Annotated in this window: 9 protein-coding genes and 1 pseudogene; 3 read left to right on the plus strand and 7 right to left on the minus strand. The window is 72.9% G+C overall.

Annotated elements, in window-relative coordinates; translation table 11 throughout:
- Positions 1 to 23: 23 nt before the first annotated feature.
- Complete coding sequence (locus LE548_RS03155; protein ID WP_225095051.1) at positions 24 to 824, plus strand: SDR family oxidoreductase; 801 nt, start codon at positions 24 to 26, stop codon at positions 822 to 824.
- Positions 825 to 1,195: 371 nt separating this feature from the next.
- Here LE548_RS03155 and LE548_RS03160 read toward each other — a convergent pair whose 3' ends face one another.
- The 6 genes from LE548_RS03160 to LE548_RS03185 form a co-directional block, all read right to left on the minus strand.
- Entirely contained in the window at positions 1,196 to 2,698 is a 1,503-nt protein-coding gene (locus LE548_RS03160) for an SDR family NAD(P)-dependent oxidoreductase (protein ID WP_225095052.1), read from the minus strand.
- 314 nt (positions 2,699 to 3,012) lie between these two features.
- Entirely contained in the window at positions 3,013 to 4,344 is a 1,332-nt protein-coding gene (locus tag LE548_RS03165; protein ID WP_225095053.1) for a wax ester/triacylglycerol synthase family O-acyltransferase, read from the minus strand.
- Between the two features lie 164 nt (positions 4,345 to 4,508).
- Positions 4,509 to 6,830, minus strand: coding sequence for a GH92 family glycosyl hydrolase (locus LE548_RS03170; protein WP_225095054.1), 2,322 nt, complete (start codon positions 6,828 to 6,830; stop codon positions 4,509 to 4,511).
- Positions 6,831 to 6,964: 134 nt separating this feature from the next.
- Entirely contained in the window at positions 6,965 to 8,185 is a 1,221-nt protein-coding gene (gene glgC, locus LE548_RS03175) for a glucose-1-phosphate adenylyltransferase (RefSeq protein ID WP_225095055.1), read from the minus strand.
- Between the two features lie 51 nt (positions 8,186 to 8,236).
- On the minus strand, positions 8,237 to 9,388 hold the full coding sequence (gene glgA, locus LE548_RS03180) for a glycogen synthase (RefSeq protein WP_225095056.1): 1,152 nt from the start codon (positions 9,386 to 9,388) through the stop codon (positions 8,237 to 8,239).
- Between the two features lie 40 nt (positions 9,389 to 9,428).
- Entirely contained in the window at positions 9,429 to 10,205 is a 777-nt protein-coding gene (locus LE548_RS03185) for a (2Fe-2S)-binding protein (protein WP_225095057.1), read from the minus strand.
- 144 nt (positions 10,206 to 10,349) lie between these two features.
- Between LE548_RS03185 and LE548_RS03190 the strand changes: the two genes are divergently transcribed.
- Entirely contained in the window at positions 10,350 to 11,489 is a 1,140-nt protein-coding gene (locus LE548_RS03190) for a DMT family transporter (RefSeq protein ID WP_225095058.1), read from the plus strand.
- On the opposite strand, the pseudogene LE548_RS03195 reads toward LE548_RS03190, so the two are convergent.
- A pseudogene (locus tag LE548_RS03195) lies at positions 11,479 to 12,627 on the minus strand (transglycosylase family protein). The gene LE548_RS03190 and the pseudogene LE548_RS03195 sit on opposite strands and share 11 nt — an antisense overlap.
- A 272-nt stretch (positions 12,628 to 12,899) precedes the next feature.
- Here LE548_RS03195 and gndA point away from each other — a divergent pair.
- Entirely contained in the window at positions 12,900 to 14,339 is a 1,440-nt protein-coding gene (gene gndA, locus LE548_RS03200; RefSeq protein WP_225095059.1) for an NADP-dependent phosphogluconate dehydrogenase, read from the plus strand.
- Positions 14,340 to 14,635: the final 296 nt, after the last annotated feature.

The following is a 14,635-nucleotide window of genomic DNA, read 5'->3' on the forward strand; positions in this document are numbered from 1 at the left end:
GTCCGTCATGAGACGGTACGGCGATGACGTCGTCGTACGCACTGAGCGGCAGGGCGGCCGTCGTCACCGGCGGCACGCGGGGGATCGGGCGGGCCGTGGCCGAGGGGCTCACGGCGGCCGGGGCGCTGGTGTGCGTGACCGCACGGGACGCGGCAGAGGTGCGGCGCACGGCCGCCGCGCTGGGCGGGATCGGGCTGGCCGGGGACGTGGCCGCGCCGGGGCATCTGGAGGCGCTGACGGACCTGGCGCTGGATGAGTTCGGGCGGCTGGACGTCGTCGTCAACAACGCGGCGACGAACCGGCCGTACGGCCCGCTGATGGACGCCGGACCGGAGGAGTGGCGGGCGGCGTTCGCCGTCAACGTCGAGGCTCCGCTGCGGCTGGTGCGGTGCGCGTGGCGGGGCTGGATGCGCGAGCACGGCGGGGCCGTCGTCAACGTGTGCACCGAGGGCGCCGGTCACGTGGGCCCGAACGTCGGGGCGTACGGCACGACCAAGGCGGCCCTGCTCCATCTCACCGGGCAGCTCGCGGGTGAACTCGCGCCCCGGGTGCGGGTGAACTCCGTCTCCCCCGGGCTGGTGCGCACCGAGATGGCCCGGTTCGTGTGGGAGCCGGGCGAGGAGGAGGTGGCCGCGGGGCTGCCGCTCGGGCGGATCGGGGAGCCGGAGGACGTGGCGCGGGCGGTGGTGTGGCTCGCGTCGGACGCGGCCGAGTGGATCACGGGCGCGGATCTGCTGGTGGACGGCGGCACGCGGGTGCGCGCCGCGTCCACGGCGGGGCCGTACGCGGTGCACGGGCGTCTGCGCGGGGTGCCCGAGATCTAGTGCCGCAACAGGCAACGTTCGCCCCGTCGCGACGCCCTGCACGCTCCCCCAGAGGGGGTACCCCCACTCGCCGCACCGGCCGAAAGCCCAAGTACGTCCAGTACGAGGGCTTCCGGCCGGCACTCCCCCAGCCTTCGGCCGGGGGGACCCCCAGAGCACGCACCGGACGCCGCTCCTTGACGGGCAGACGTTGCCTGCCGCGGCACTAGGCGGCGACGCGGCCTGGCCCTCGAAGGGGCCGCGGTCCCATGGGGTCTGCACGAGGATTTCCACCACGAGGAACGCGTCCCCTGCGCACCGGGCACTCCGGCACGACCGCTTGACCGTACGGGACACCCGCCCGTGCCGGCCACCGGTTCACGTGAGCGGGCTCACCACTTGCCGGGCGCGTAGTCCTTCATGAAGACGCCGTACAGGTCCTCGCCCGCCTCGCCGCGCACGATCGGGTCGTAGACCCGGGCGGCGCCGTCGACCAGGTCGAGCGGGGCGTGGAAGCCCTCCTCGGCGAGGCGCAGCTTGTCGAAGTGCGGGCGCTCGTCGGTGATCCAGCCGGTGTCGACGGAGGTCATGAGGATGCCGTCGGTGTCGAACATCTCCTGGGCGCTGGTCCGCGTGACCATGTTCATGGCCGCCTTCGCGGCGTTGGTGTTCGGGTGCCCGGCGCCCTTGTAGCCACGGCTGAAGACGCCCTCCATCGCCGAGACGTTGACGACGTAGGCGCGCTTGCTGGCCGCCTTCTTCGCCGCGTCGGCCATGGCCGGGCGCAGCGCGCTGATGAGGATGAACGGCGCGGTGTAGTTGCACAGCTGGGTCTCCAGCAGCTCCACCGGGGAGATCTGCTCGATGGTCTGCACCCAGGTGTTGGTGTCGACGACGTCGGGCACGAGGCCGCCGGCGTCGATCGCGGTGCCCTCGACATGGCGGGCGATGCTGGCGTTGCCCGCGACGAGGGCGAGGTCGGCGACCTTCTGCGCGTCCAGGCCGCTGGTGCCGACGGGCAGCGCGGCGATGCCGTCGACCGCGCCCGAGTTGAAGGCGCCGATGACGGAGTGGGCGGGCAGCTCGCCGGCGGGCAGCGGGGCGGTCTCGCCCTCGACCAGGGCCGCGTAGGCGGAGGGCAGCCGGCGGACGGTCTGGGTCGCGTTGTTGATCAGGATGTCGAGCGGGCCCGCCTCGGCGACCTGCTCGGCCAGTGCGACGGCCTGGGCCGGGTCGCGCAGGTCGATGCCGACGACCTCCAGGCGGTGGAGCCAGTCCGCGGAGTCCTCCATCGCCTTGAACCGGCGGATGGCGTCCTTGGGGAAGCGTGTGGTGACGGTGGTGTGGGCGCCGTCGCGCAGCAGCCGCAGCGCGATGTACATGCCGATCTTGGCCCGGCCGCCGGTGAGCAGGGCGCGCTTGCCGGTGAGGTCGGCGCGGGCGTCGCGCTTGGCCCGGTTGGTGCGGGCGCAGTCCGGGCAGAGCTGGTGGTAGAAGTAGTCGACCTCGACGTAACGGCCCTTGCAGGTGTAGCAGGAGCGCGGGCGCTGGAGTATGCCCGCGATCTTGCCTTCCTCGATCTTGGAGGAGGGCAGCAGGCCCTCGGTCTCGTCGTCGATGCGCTCGGCGGAGCCGGTCGCGGTGGCCTCGGTGACGGCGCGGTCGTGCGCGGTCTTGGCGGCCCGGCGCTCCTGGCGGCGGCGCTGCTTGACCGTGCGGTAGATGTGCGAGGTGGCCCGCCGCACCCTGATCGCGTCGGGGTGGTCGACGTCGAGCTGGTCGAGCTCCTCCAGCACGCTCAGGCAGACAGCCAGCCGCTCCGGGTCGATCCCCGGCCCGTAGACCACCTCGTCCGTGGCCATGGAGGCCATGGAGCCGTCCTCTGTCACCGTCATCGCGCTGCCGCTTCCCTGATCACCCGCGCAGCGCGCCGACTCGCGCCCGCTTTCGAACGGGGAATTTTACGGAGAGCGGGGGTCAGGAACCAAACCGTCTCAGGAAACCCCCTGGGGACACCCGCGGCCGCCGACGGCGAGGCGGCCCCACGGGAGCCACCCGCACCCTGGGCGAGGGTGGTGCGGTTGGTGCGGGTGGTGCGGGTGGGGACCCTCGAACATCGAACCCGCAGGCCGCCGACGGGCGAAGAGGCCCCACGGCGGCCACCCGCACCCGACGACGAGAGTGGCACGGGTGGGCGGGTGGCCGTCCCTCACAGCTCGCAAGCCGACAGCAGCGTCTCGACCTCGGCCGACACCGCGTACGCGAACCGGTCCAGGTCCGGCACGGCCTCCGCGTCGGCGACCAGCCCGTAGTGCACACGGCCGCGGTACGTCGAGATCGCCACCGCCAGTGCCTGCCCGGGCGCGAGCGGGGCCAGTGGATACACCTCCCTCAGCTCCTGTCCGCCGAGGCGCAGCCCCAGCCCGGGCAGCGGCACGCTGGTGACCAGGATGTCGAACCAGAGCCGGGCGGCCTGGCCGACCAGCGGCCCGCCGAGCCGGTGCCCGAGCGCCGGGACGTGGTCGGCGAGCAGCGCGACCGCGCCGGCGCCCCGGTTCGGCCCCGCGTCCTTGTTGCGGACCATCGCCGTGCGCACGGTGTCGAGGCGGCCGAGCGGGTCGGACTCGTCCACCGGGAGCCGTATCAGATAGCCGGAGAGCCGGTTGCCCTGCGGGTGCGCGGTGCGCGGGCGCCGCCGGGACACGGGGATGAGGGCCCGGGGCGCCACACCCTTGGTGGACTCGCCGCGCTCCTCCAGCCAGCGGCGCAGAGCGCCTGCGACGACGGCGATGAGGACGTCGTTGACCGTGCCGCCGGCGCTCTTGCGCACCCGGTGCACGTCGTCGATGTCGACGACCACGCCGGCGGTGCGGCGGGTGCCGCTCGGGGCCGAGGTGAGCGCGGTGGAGGGCCGCATGCCGAGCGTGGACCGGGCGAGGGAGGCGCCGATGTCCAGGGCCCGGCCCGCGTCGGACAGGGCGCCCCGGACCAGCCCGGGGACCATGCCCGGCAGCCTGCGTACGTCCGTCAGCAGGCCGCGCGGCGGTTCCAGGGCGCGCGGCGGCCGCTCGGGCAGGTCCACCGGGTCCAGGACACCGGCGGCGAGCTTCAGCGCGCGCAGCCCGTCGGCGAGGGCGTGGTGGAACTTGAACAGCACCGCGAAGGACATCCCGTCCTCGCCGGGCAGGACGTGCGCCTCCCACGGCGGGCGGCCGCGCTCCAGCGGGCGTTCCATCAGCCGGCCGGCCACCGCGTGGAAGTCGGCGGTCGGGGCGTGCAGCCGGACGTGGTTCAGCGGGTCGAAGTCCGGGTCGGTCTCGCGGGCGGCGCCGCCGAAGGCGAGCGGCTGCCACACGTCGCGGATGCGCAGGCGGAGCCCGGGTACGGCGGCGGCGCGGGCGGCGAGCAGGTCGGCCGCGTGGGCGCCGGCGGTGGGCGAGTGGGCACCGAAGACGCCGAGCGCGCCGAGGTGCATCGGATGCCGGTCGGACTCGATGTTCCAGAACGCCAGGTCGAGTGGAGCGAGCAGATCGGAAGTCAAGGGCCTGCCTCACGCGCGACGACGGGTGGATGTGCAGTCACTCGCAGTGAATCTCCGACAAGCGATTACGGTCAAGTATGATCAGGCTACGCTCAGTTAACAGCAGATTAAGTCCCGCCCCTCCAACAAGGGTGGGTAGGGGCGGGACCACGTGATATGTCAGCTCACTTCAGAACGGGCTGCGCCGCCCCGGGTGACGTACCCCACTCAGACGGGCGCGGGCCGACCGTGAACGCGAGCGAGTGCAGCGACCGCAGCGCGTCGTTCGTGACGTAGGTCCGCCCGTGCGGCGTGCCGTCGGTGTGGACGGCCTGGATGTAGCGGTCGGTGGCCGAGGTGCCGGGCGCGGCGATGGTCAGCCCGCCGCTCGGCCAGTAGCGGCGGTCCAGGGTGAGGTCGACCCGGTCGAAGACGGGCGTGGACAGGCCCCAGGTGCCGTAGCCGGGCTGGATCGGGAACAGGCCGATGGACGACAGCACGTTCCAGGCGGACATGGTTCCCAGGTCGTCGTTGCCGGTGATGCCGCCGGGTCCGTCGGTGAACAGGGTCAGGGCGGCGTGGACCACGTCGGTGGTCTTCCAGGGCTGGCCGGTGGCGAGATAGGTGTACGGCGCGATGAGGTCGGGCTCGTTCATCGGGTTGTACGTGGCGGCGTTGTAGTAGTCGTACGCGTCGCCGTGCACCCACACCTCGCGGGCGGTCCTCGCGGGGTCGGCCAGCAGCTTGTCGTAGGCGAAGAAGGAGTCCAGGCGGGCGTTGGCCGTGCGCTCGCCGCCGATGAGCCGGACCATGCCGGGTACGTCCTGCGGGACGAGCCACTGGTACTGCCAGGCGGTGCCCTCATGGAAGCCGGTGCCGCGGGCCGGGTCGGCCGAGCCGGTGAAGGCGCCGGAGGCGTCGCGGGCGCGGAAGAAGCCGGTGCCGGGGTCGAAGATGTTCCGGTAGTTCTGCGCGCGGGCGGCGTAGCGGGCGGCGTCCGCGTCATGGCCGAGGCCGCGGGCCATCTGGGCCAGCATGGCATCGGCGAGCGCGTACTCCAGGGTGACGGACGCGCCGTGGTGGTAGTCGGAGTCGCCCATCTTGGCCAGCGGGCGGTTCTCGATGAACGGGGCGAAGCCGTGCGCGATGTACTCGGCGTTGGCCTCCCGGCCGATGCCCGGGTACTCGGCGGGCGGGACACCGTCGGCGTTCTTCCTCAGCGCGCGGTAGGCCCGCTCCGCGAAGCCCTTGAGCAGTCCGGTCTGATAGGCGGCGGTCAGGAACGGGGTGACCGGGTCGCCGCTCATGACGTTCGTCTCGACCGGGCCGTAGCCCCACTTCGGCAGCCAGCCGCCGTCCTCGTCGATCGCCACCACCGAGCGGGCCATGTCCCGTGCCTCGCGCGGGGCGAGCAGGGCGAGGAGCTGCACCTGGGTGCGGTAGGTGTCCCACAGCGACCAGTTCTGGTAGTACGTGAACCCATCGGCGTGGTGGACCCGGCGGTCCCAGCCGAAGTAACGGCCATCGGTGTCGCCGCCGATGTTCGGCGCCAGGAAGGACCGGTACAGCGAGGAGTAGAAGGTCCGGCGCAGGGTCTGTGTGCCGCCCCGGACGTGCACGCCGGCGAGCCTCCGCTCCCACTCCGCGCGGGCTCGCTCGCGCACGGTGTCGAAGGACCGGCCGCCCTCCGCGGCGAGGTTTCCGGCCGCGCCGCGCGAGTCGACGTACGACAGCGCGGTGGTCGCCTCGACCGTACGGTCCTTGCTGGTGTCGAAGCGGACGTAGGCGCCGCCGTGTCCGCTGCGCGAGCCCGGGGTGACGCTCCGGCCGTCCCAGGTGCCGTAGGCGGTGAAGGGCCGGCTGAAGCGGGTGATCGTGTAGACCGTGTAGGGGCGGGTGTCCCGGCAGAAGCCGTGCCCGGTGATCTCGGTGCGCACGGTGTGGTCGTCGAGGATCTCGACGGTGGCGGAGACCGGCTTGTGCAGCGACTGGGCGGCGTTCAGCAGGACGTTGGCCTTGTCGGTGGCCGGGAAGGTGTAGCGCTGGACGCCGGTGCGCTCGGTGGCGGTCAGTTCGGCGCGGATGCCGGAGGAGAGGCCGACGCGGTAGTAGCCGGGGCTCGCCGCCTCGTCCTGGTGCGCGAAGGAGGCCGCGTACGTGGTGTAGTCCGTCTGTGTCACGTCGCCGGTGGTCGGCAGCACGGGCAGGTCGCCGCCGATGCGGCAGCCGACGCCCGAGAGATGGACGAGGGAGAAGCCGCGGACCCGGTTCTGCGTGTAGTCGTAGCCGGCGAAGTGGCCGGTGTCCGGGGAGAGCTGCACCATGCCGAAGGGCACGGCCGCGCCGGGGAAGGTGTTGCCCTCGTCCTGGCTCCCGATGAAGGGGTTGACCAGGTCGGTGAGGTGTCCATCGGTCCGCTCGGCGGCGTATGCGGAGGGGGTGGCGATCAGCGCGGACGCTGTCATCACCCCGGCCAGGCACAGCCGTGTACGCCGGGTCCCTCTCATGTCGGATGACCTCCGGAGGTTCGACATCGTTCCCTGCATCCTGAGGGGCTGACGACGCAAACCCGGGCAACCGGAGGGAACGGCGCGGAACGCGTCGCGTCCGCGCGCCGTCTGACGGGGTGTCCGTCCGGCGGTCAGGTCACCCGCTGACCCTTCCCCAGGGCGATCACCCCGCCCGCCGAGACCGTGTACAGCTCCGCGTCCCGTTCCGGGTTGACGCCGATCGTCGCACCCGGCGGGACCTCGACGTTCTTGTCCAGGACGGCACCCCGGACCACCGCGCCCCGGCCGATGTGCACGTTGTCGTGCAGCACCGAGCCCTGGACCACCGCGCCCGGGTCGATCCGTACGCCGGGCGACAGCACGGACCGGGTGACCTGACCACGGATCAGACAGCCCGCGCTGATGATGGACTCGCTCGCGATGCCGCCCGCGCTGAAGCGGGCCGGGGAGAGCTGGCCCGAGTGGGTGTAGATGGGCCACTGCCGGTTGTACAGGTTGAAGGCGGGGCGCTCGGCGATGAGGTCCATGTGCGCCTCGTAGTAGGCGTCCAGGGTGCCCACGTCCCGCCAGTAGCCCTGGTCGCGGGTGGTCTCACCGGGCACGTGGTTGTCGCCGAAGTCGTACAGCTGGGCCTCGCCGCGCACCGTGAGCTGGGGCAGGATCGAGCCGCCCATGTCGTGCACGGACTGCCCGTCCTCGGCGTCCCGGTGCAGCGCCTCGACGAGGGCCTTGGTGGTGAAGACGTAGTTCCCCATCGAGGCGAACACGGTCTCCGGGGCGTCCGGCAGTCCGGGTGGGTCCGCCGGCTTCTCCAGGAAGCGGCGGATCGTACGGCCGTCCGTGTCGGGCGTGATCACGCCGAAGGCCGAGGACTCCGCGCGCGGCACCCGGATGCCGGCCACCGTCACCCCGGCGCCGCCCTCGATGTGCTGTGCGAGCATCTGCCGCGGATCCATCCGGTACACGTGGTCGGCGCCGAACACCGCGACGTACTCGGGCTGTTCGTCGTGGACGAGGTTCAGGGACTGCAGGATCGCGTCGGCGCTGCCCAGGTACCAGCGCGGGCCGAGGCGCTGCTGGGCCGGGACCGGGGTGACGTAGTTGCCAAGCAGGCTGGACATCCGCCAGGTGGTGGTGATGTGCCGGTCCAGCGAGTGCGACTTGTACTGGGTCAGCACACAGATGCGCAGCACATCGGCGTTGACGAGGTTGGACAGGACGAAGTCGACGAGGCGGTACGTGCCGCCGAAGGTGACCGCGGGTTTGGCGCGGTCCGCGGTGAGCGGCATCAGACGCTTGCCCTCCCCGCCCGCCAGCACGATCCCGAGTACGGAAGGCCCTCCACGACGCATGGCCGCTCCCCTCACCCTGGTAGAACCATGGTTGCCCCGACCCCGCACGGGCTAAGCCCCCTTGAGGATCTCCTCGTACAGTCCGGCGGTGCGGCGGGCCACCGCGTCCCAGCCGAACTCCTCCACCGCGCGCACCCGTCCGGCCTCTCCCATCCGCCGGGCCCCCTCCGGGTCGCCGAGGACGGTGTCCAGCGCCCGGGCCAGGCCCGCCTCGAAACCGTCGTCCACGTCCACCAGGAGCCCCGTCGTGCCGTCCGCCACCACTTCCGGGATGCCGCCGACCCGGGAGGCCACGACCGGGGTGCCGCACGCCATCGCCTCCAGGTTGACGATGCCGAGCGGCTCGTACACCGACGGGCAGACGAACACGGCGGCGTGCGTGAGGAGTTGGACGACCTCGGCGCGCGGCAGCATCTGCGGGATCCAGAGCACGCCCTCGCGGACCCGGTGCACCTCCTCGTACAGCTCCCGGAACTCGCGGTCGATCTCCGGGGTGTCGGGGGCACCGGCGCACAGCACGACCTGGGCGGCTGGGTCGATCTCCCGTACCGCGCGCAGCAGTTGGGGCACGCCCTTCTGGCGGGTGATGCGGCCGACGAACAGTACGTATGGGCGGTCGGGGTCGACGCCGTGGCGCAGGAGGGCGTCGGTGCCGTGGTCCGGACGGTACAGGCGGGTGTCGATGCCGTTGTGCACGACGTGGACGCGCTTTCGGTCCAGCGCCGGATAGCAGGTGAGGATGTCCTCGCGCATGGCGCCCGAGACGGCGATCACCGCGTCGGCGGCTTCCACGGCGGTGCGCTCGGCCCAGCCCGACAGCGCGTATCCGCCGCCCAGCTGCTCCGCCTTCCAGGGCCGCAGCGGCTCCAGGGAGTGGGCGGTGACCACGTGCGGGATGCCGTACAGCAGCTTGGCGAGGTGGCCGGCGAGGTTCGCGTACCAGGTGTGGGAGTGGACGAGTTCGCGGCCTTCGAGGGCGGCGGCGACGGAGAGGTCCACGGAGAAGGTGCGCAGCGCGTCGTTGGCGCCGTCGAGCGCGGACCAGGGCCGGTGGCGTACGACGCCCACTGCGCGGCCCTCGCCCCAGCAGTGCACCTCCAGGTCCACCAGGGCGGTCAACTCCCGTGCCAGGAACTCCACATGGACTCCAGCGCCGCCGTACACGTCCGGGGGGTACTCCCGGGTCAGCAGTCCCACTCGCACCCGACAACCCCCTGGTCTCGGTGGCAGGTCCCCCTCATGGTCACCCGGAGACGGCCCCCGGGGAAGAGCGCGGAGGCCGCGTGAAGCAGCAGTCGCCGCAGACCCCGCCGCCGGGCACCCGGTAGTACAGGCAGCAGCTGCGGCGGCGGAACGCGGTGCCGGTGCGGGTGCCGGTGGGGCGCAGCAGGGGGTGGGCGAAGAGGGCGTCCGTGAGCGTGCGGGTCCGGTCCGCCACGTCACGGCGGCCGTTCGCCCGGGCCCAGCGGTCCAGTTCCCGGGCGGCGCCGGCGAGCGCGGAGCCCGCGTTGCCCCACAGCAGCCCGACCGCGACACCGTAACGGTCCCTCAGGGTCTCCCCCAGGGGTTCCAGGTGTCGGTGCAGTACCCCGGCGACGAGGTCGGGGTCCCCGGGCAGCGGGCGTACGCCGGTCAGCCACAGGTCGTCGGGGGCGGACCCCAGGGGGTCCCAGCACAAGCGGCGGGGGTCGAGGTCGGGCAGCCGGCCGTACAGGGCGGCGCAGCCGAGGGCCGCCGACCACAGCCGGGCCGCCAGCCCCTGCTGGGCGATGGAGGCGGCGACCCGCGGCTCGGGGGCGCGCAGCCGCTCGGCGACCACGGCGACACGCGCGGACAGGGCGTCGCGGTGAACGCCGGAGGACGTCTTCGCGTACACCTGCGCGAGGGTGGTCGGCGGCGCCGCTTCGTCGGTGCGCAGGGCGAAGAAGCCGCCGAGCGGGCGGAGGGCGGCGAGTTCGGGGTCGAGGTCCACGACGGGCAGTACTACCAGGCACACCCGTCCCAAGGATGATCGGGTCATCGTCGTACTCCATCGGCAGTAGGACGCATTGCGTGCTCAGGGACGACGACGGGAACAGACGCGGGCGGGCAGAGTGTTGGGCATGGAAGCCGACCGTACGCCGCACCGGGCTCAGGGCCCCCGTCCCGCGCAGAGGAGACGCTGATGAGCGCCCTCGCGCTGTCCGTGCTGTTGTCGGTCGTGTCCGCCCTCGCCTACGCCGGCGGCGCGATCGTGCAGGAGCAGGTCGCGGTGTCCTCCCCGGACAGTGCGTACATGCCGCTGCGCCGCCCGAGTTGGTGGGGAGCGCTCGCGCTCAACGGGCTCGGCGGTGTGCTGCACGTGGTGGCGCTGGCCTACGGGCCGCTCAGTCTGGTCCAGCCGCTCGGCGCACTGACCATCGTCTTCGCGCTGCCCATGGCGGCGCTGTTCGTCGGCCGCAGGGCCGGGTCCGCCGCCTGGCGCGGCGCCGTCATGGCCACGGTGGGCCTCGCCGGCCTGCTGTCCCTGGTCGGCTCCTCCGACTCCCACTCCCTCGACACAGCACAGCGGGTCGCGGTCGCGCTGGTGACCGGTGCCGCGGTGGCCGCGCTGACGGGCGCGGGAGTGGCCGCGCACCGGCACCCCGCGGTGCGCAGCGTGCTGCTCGCCACCGCCTCCGGTGTCGCGTTCGGCATGTCCTCGGTGTTCACCAAGACCGTCGCCGAGGACTGGACCCGCGGCGTCGACCCGGTCGACCTGCCGTGGCTCTGCCTGATCGGGGTGTTCGCGGTCGCCGGCGTCGCACTGTCCCAGGCCTCCTACCGCGGCGGTGGTCTCGCCGCCCCGCTGTCCACGCAGACCGTGGTCAACCCGGTGCTGGCGGCGGCCATCGGCATCCTGATGTTCGGCGAGACGTTCCGCTACGGCGACCTGGGCTCCGGGCTCGCCATCGCCTGCGGGGTGGTGGCGGCGGGCGGCCTGGTCCTGCTGACGACCGAACGGATCGAGCGCACCGGAACGCCGGCGGCGGCAAAGGCCCCCGCGCCGGACGCGGGCCCGGCCTCCGCGAAGCCGGAGGCGTCGGCGGCGCTCCCCGGTGTGCCGCAGCAGCGGGTGACGACACCGCCCGAGGCGGAGCGGCCCGGCGGGCCCGCGCGGACCGACGGCACGCTCGACGGGCCGGCCGCGCGGGGCCTGCTGTCGGCGCCGGCCGGCACCGGGGTGGACGCCGAGGCCGGCCAACCGCTCGCCGCCTGGGTGCTCCCCGCACCGGGCGTCCTCGTACGGCTGCCGGCCCTGGACCGTACGGGCGTCAGATCGTGACGCCGCCGGCCCGCAGATAGGCGAGCGGGTCGATGTCCGAACCGAAGGCGGGTCCGGTCCGCACCTCGAAGTGCAGGTGCGGGCCGGTGACGTTGCCGGTGGCCCCGGAACGGCCGATGCGCTGGCCGGTGCCGACCTGCTGCCCGATCCGCACGGAGATCGCCGACAGGTGGGCGTACTGGCTGTAGCGGCCGTCGGCGTGCCGGATCTCCACCTGGTAGCCGTACGAGCCGCCCCAGCCCGCGGCCAACACCTCCCCGGCCTCCACGGCCTTCACGGAGGTACCGGTCGGCACGAGGAAGTCGACGCCGGTGTGCTACCCCTTCGACCAGTGCCCGCCCGCCACGCCGTAGCCGGTGCCGATGGGGGCGTCGACCGGGGCGACGAGCGTACGGCCGGTGGTCCGGGTCCGGGTCTTGTGGGGTGCGGACTTGTGCTCCGAAGGGGCTTTCCGCTGCGGTGACTTGGTGCCGGGGGCGGCCATGCCGCGCAGGGCGAGCCGCTGGCCCGGGAGGATCAGGTTCGGGTCGGCGCCGATCGTGGAGCGGTTGCCGGCGTAGAGCGTGCGCCAGCCGCCGTGCACGTGGTGGTCCTCGGCGATCCCGGACAGCGTGTCGCCGTGCACCACCGTGTACATCTCGGCCCGGCCCGCGCGCGACTGCGGAGTGGTCTGCGGCGTCACATCCCGTGCGGAGCTCTTCTTCGCGGCGTGCACGGGCCGGGTCGCCGCGCTGTCCGTGTGCACTGCGGGGTCGGCGTCCCCCCGGGTCAGCCCGGCCCGCACCGAGCACACCGGCCAGGCACCGGGCCCCTGCCCGTCGAGGACCCGCTCGGCGACGGCGATCTGCTGGTCGCGGCCGGCGAGGTCGGCGCGCGGCGCGTACCGGGTGCCGCCGTACGCCTCCCAGGTGGACTGGGTGAACTGCAGCCCGCCGAAGTAGCCATTGCCGGTGTTGATGCTCCAGTTTCCGCTGGACTCGCAGGCGGCGACCTTGTTCCAGGAGGCGGCGTCGGCCGCGTCGGCGGTGCCGGCGGCGACCAGCGGGATGGCGAGGCCGGCGCCGCCCGCCGTGACGGTGAGTGAGGCGCGGTTGATCCTGTTCGGCTGGTACCGGCGATGCCGGCCGCGTACGGCCATGTCCGATGTCCCCTCGGCATGCGTCAGGAGGGGAAAAAGTAAGCGCCGCGAACAGGCCATGACAAGACGGAAATCCGGCCTCCCGCACCGCCCAAGTGGCCGGGAACGGCCCCTGCTTGGCCTGATCCGCCGAACACTGAGGCTCCAGACGCCGTCGCCGCGTACTCAAGGCTGGCGGGTCGGATGTGCACTCGCCACAGCGGCACGTAAGGATGGGCGAGGACCCGTACTGACGGAGCCGTAGTCAATGAGGCGATCAGGGAGCAGGCGGCATGAGCACTTCAGCGCAGATCGGTGTCACGGGCCTCGCGGTCATGGGCCGCAACCTTGCCCGGAACTTCGCCCGCAACGGCTACACCGTCGCTGTGCACAACCGTACGGTGGCGCGGACCAAGGCGCTGGTGGAGGAGTTCGGCAGTGAGGGCGACTTCATCGGGACCGAGACCGCCGAGGAGTTCGTGGCGGCGCTGGAGCGCCCGCGTCGCCTGGTGATCATGGTCAAGGCGGGCGGTCCGACGGACGCCGTGATCGAGGAGTTCGCGCCGCTGCTGGAGCCCGGCGACATGATCATCGACGGCGGCAACGCGCACTTCGCGGACACCCGGCGCCGGGAGAAGGCGCTGCGCGAGCAGGGCATCCACTTCGTCGGCATGGGCGTCTCCGGCGGTGAGGAGGGCGCGCTGCACGGGCCGAGCATCATGCCGGGCGGGCCGAAGGAGTCGTACGACTCGCTGGGCCCGATGCTGGAGAAGATCTCGGCGAAGGCGAAGGACGGCGCGCCGTGTGTCACGCACGTGGGTCCGGACGGTGCCGGGCACTTCGTGAAGATGGTCCACAACGGCATCGAGTACGCCGACATGCAGCTGATCGGCGAGGCCTACCAGCTGCTGCGCGATGTCGCCGGATACTCACCCGCCGAGATCGCGGAGATCTTCCGCACCTGGAACCAGGGCCGGCTGGACTCCTACCTGATCGAGATCACGGCCGAGGTGCTGTCCCACGTGGACGCGGCGACCGGCAAGCCGTTCGTGGACGTCGTGGTCGACCAGGCCGAGCAGAAGGGCACCGGCCGCTGGACGGTGCAGATCGCCCTGGACCTGGGCGTTCCGGTGTCCGGCATCGCCGAGGCGGTCTTCGCGCGCTCGCTGTCCGGTCACGCGGGGCTCCGCGAGGCCTCGCAGGGGCTGGCGGGGCCGAAGGCGGCGCCGCTGGGCAAGGAGGAGGCGGCGGCCTTCGCCGACCGGGTCGAGCAGGCGCTGTACGCGTCCAAGATCGTGTCGTACACGCAGGGTTTCCACGAGATCGCCGCGGGCAGCGAGGAGTACGGCTGGGACGTCGACCTCGGTGCGGTGTCCGCGATCTGGCGGGGCGGCTGCATCATCCGGGCGGCGTTCCTGGACCGCATCCGCGCCGCGTACGACGCCCGCGCCGACCTGCCGAGCCTGCTGTCGGACGAGACGTTCGCCCGCGAGATCGCCGACGCGCAGGACGACTGGCGTGAGGTGGTGATCGCGGGGGTGCGGCAGGGTGTGCCCACGCCCGGGTTCTCGGCGGCGCTGGCGTACTACGACGCGCTGCGGGCGTCTCGCCTGCCGGCAGCGCTGACGCAGGGGCAGCGGGACTTCTTCGGGGCGCACACGTATCGGCGGGTGGACCGGGAGGGTGCGTTCCACACGCTGTGGGGCGGGGACCGGAGCGAGGTCTCGGCGTAGTTTTCCGTGCGGCCCTTTGCCGTTCGGCCCGACGCTTTCACCCGATGCCTCACGTGAGGGGCGGCCCGGGCTCGGGGTTCGGTACCGGCTCCGGGCCCGGGGGGATCGGGGACGGGGACGGTTCCGGCGGTACCGGGCCCGGGGACGGCGGGGGTGGCGGGGGCTGGGGTCCCGGCTCCGGTGGGGTGGGGCCGGGTGGGGGTGCGGGGGGTGGGACCGGGGTGGGGTAGGGATCCGGGGTGGTCATGGGGGCCTCCGGGCAGTCGTGGGACGTCGCCCTTCCGGACTCGTCGTCC

This window comes from Streptomyces sp. CoH27 (assembly GCF_020181035.1).
GTDB lineage: Bacteria > Actinomycetota > Actinomycetes > Streptomycetales > Streptomycetaceae > Streptomyces > Streptomyces camelliae.

Excerpts from the sequence above, each read along its gene's own strand:
- gndA (WP_225095059.1), top strand. The coding sequence starts at position 12,900 with ATGAGCACTTCAGCGCAGATCGGTGTCACGGGCCTCGCGGTCATGGGC.
- LE548_RS03190 (WP_225095058.1), top strand. The coding sequence starts at position 10,350 with ATGAGCGCCCTCGCGCTGTCCGTGCTGTTGTCGGTCGTGTCCGCCCTC.
- LE548_RS03170 (WP_225095054.1), bottom strand. The coding sequence starts at position 6,830 with ATGAGAGGGACCCGGCGTACACGGCTGTGCCTGGCCGGGGTGATGACA.
- glgC (WP_225095055.1), bottom strand. The coding sequence starts at position 8,185 with ATGCGTCGTGGAGGGCCTTCCGTACTCGGGATCGTGCTGGCGGGCGGG.
- LE548_RS03155 (WP_225095051.1), top strand. The coding sequence starts at position 24 with ATGACGTCGTCGTACGCACTGAGCGGCAGGGCGGCCGTCGTCACCGGC.
- LE548_RS03185 (WP_225095057.1), bottom strand. The coding sequence starts at position 10,205 with ATGACCCGATCATCCTTGGGACGGGTGTGCCTGGTAGTACTGCCCGTC.
- LE548_RS03160 (WP_225095052.1), bottom strand. The coding sequence starts at position 2,698 with ATGACGGTGACAGAGGACGGCTCCATGGCCTCCATGGCCACGGACGAG.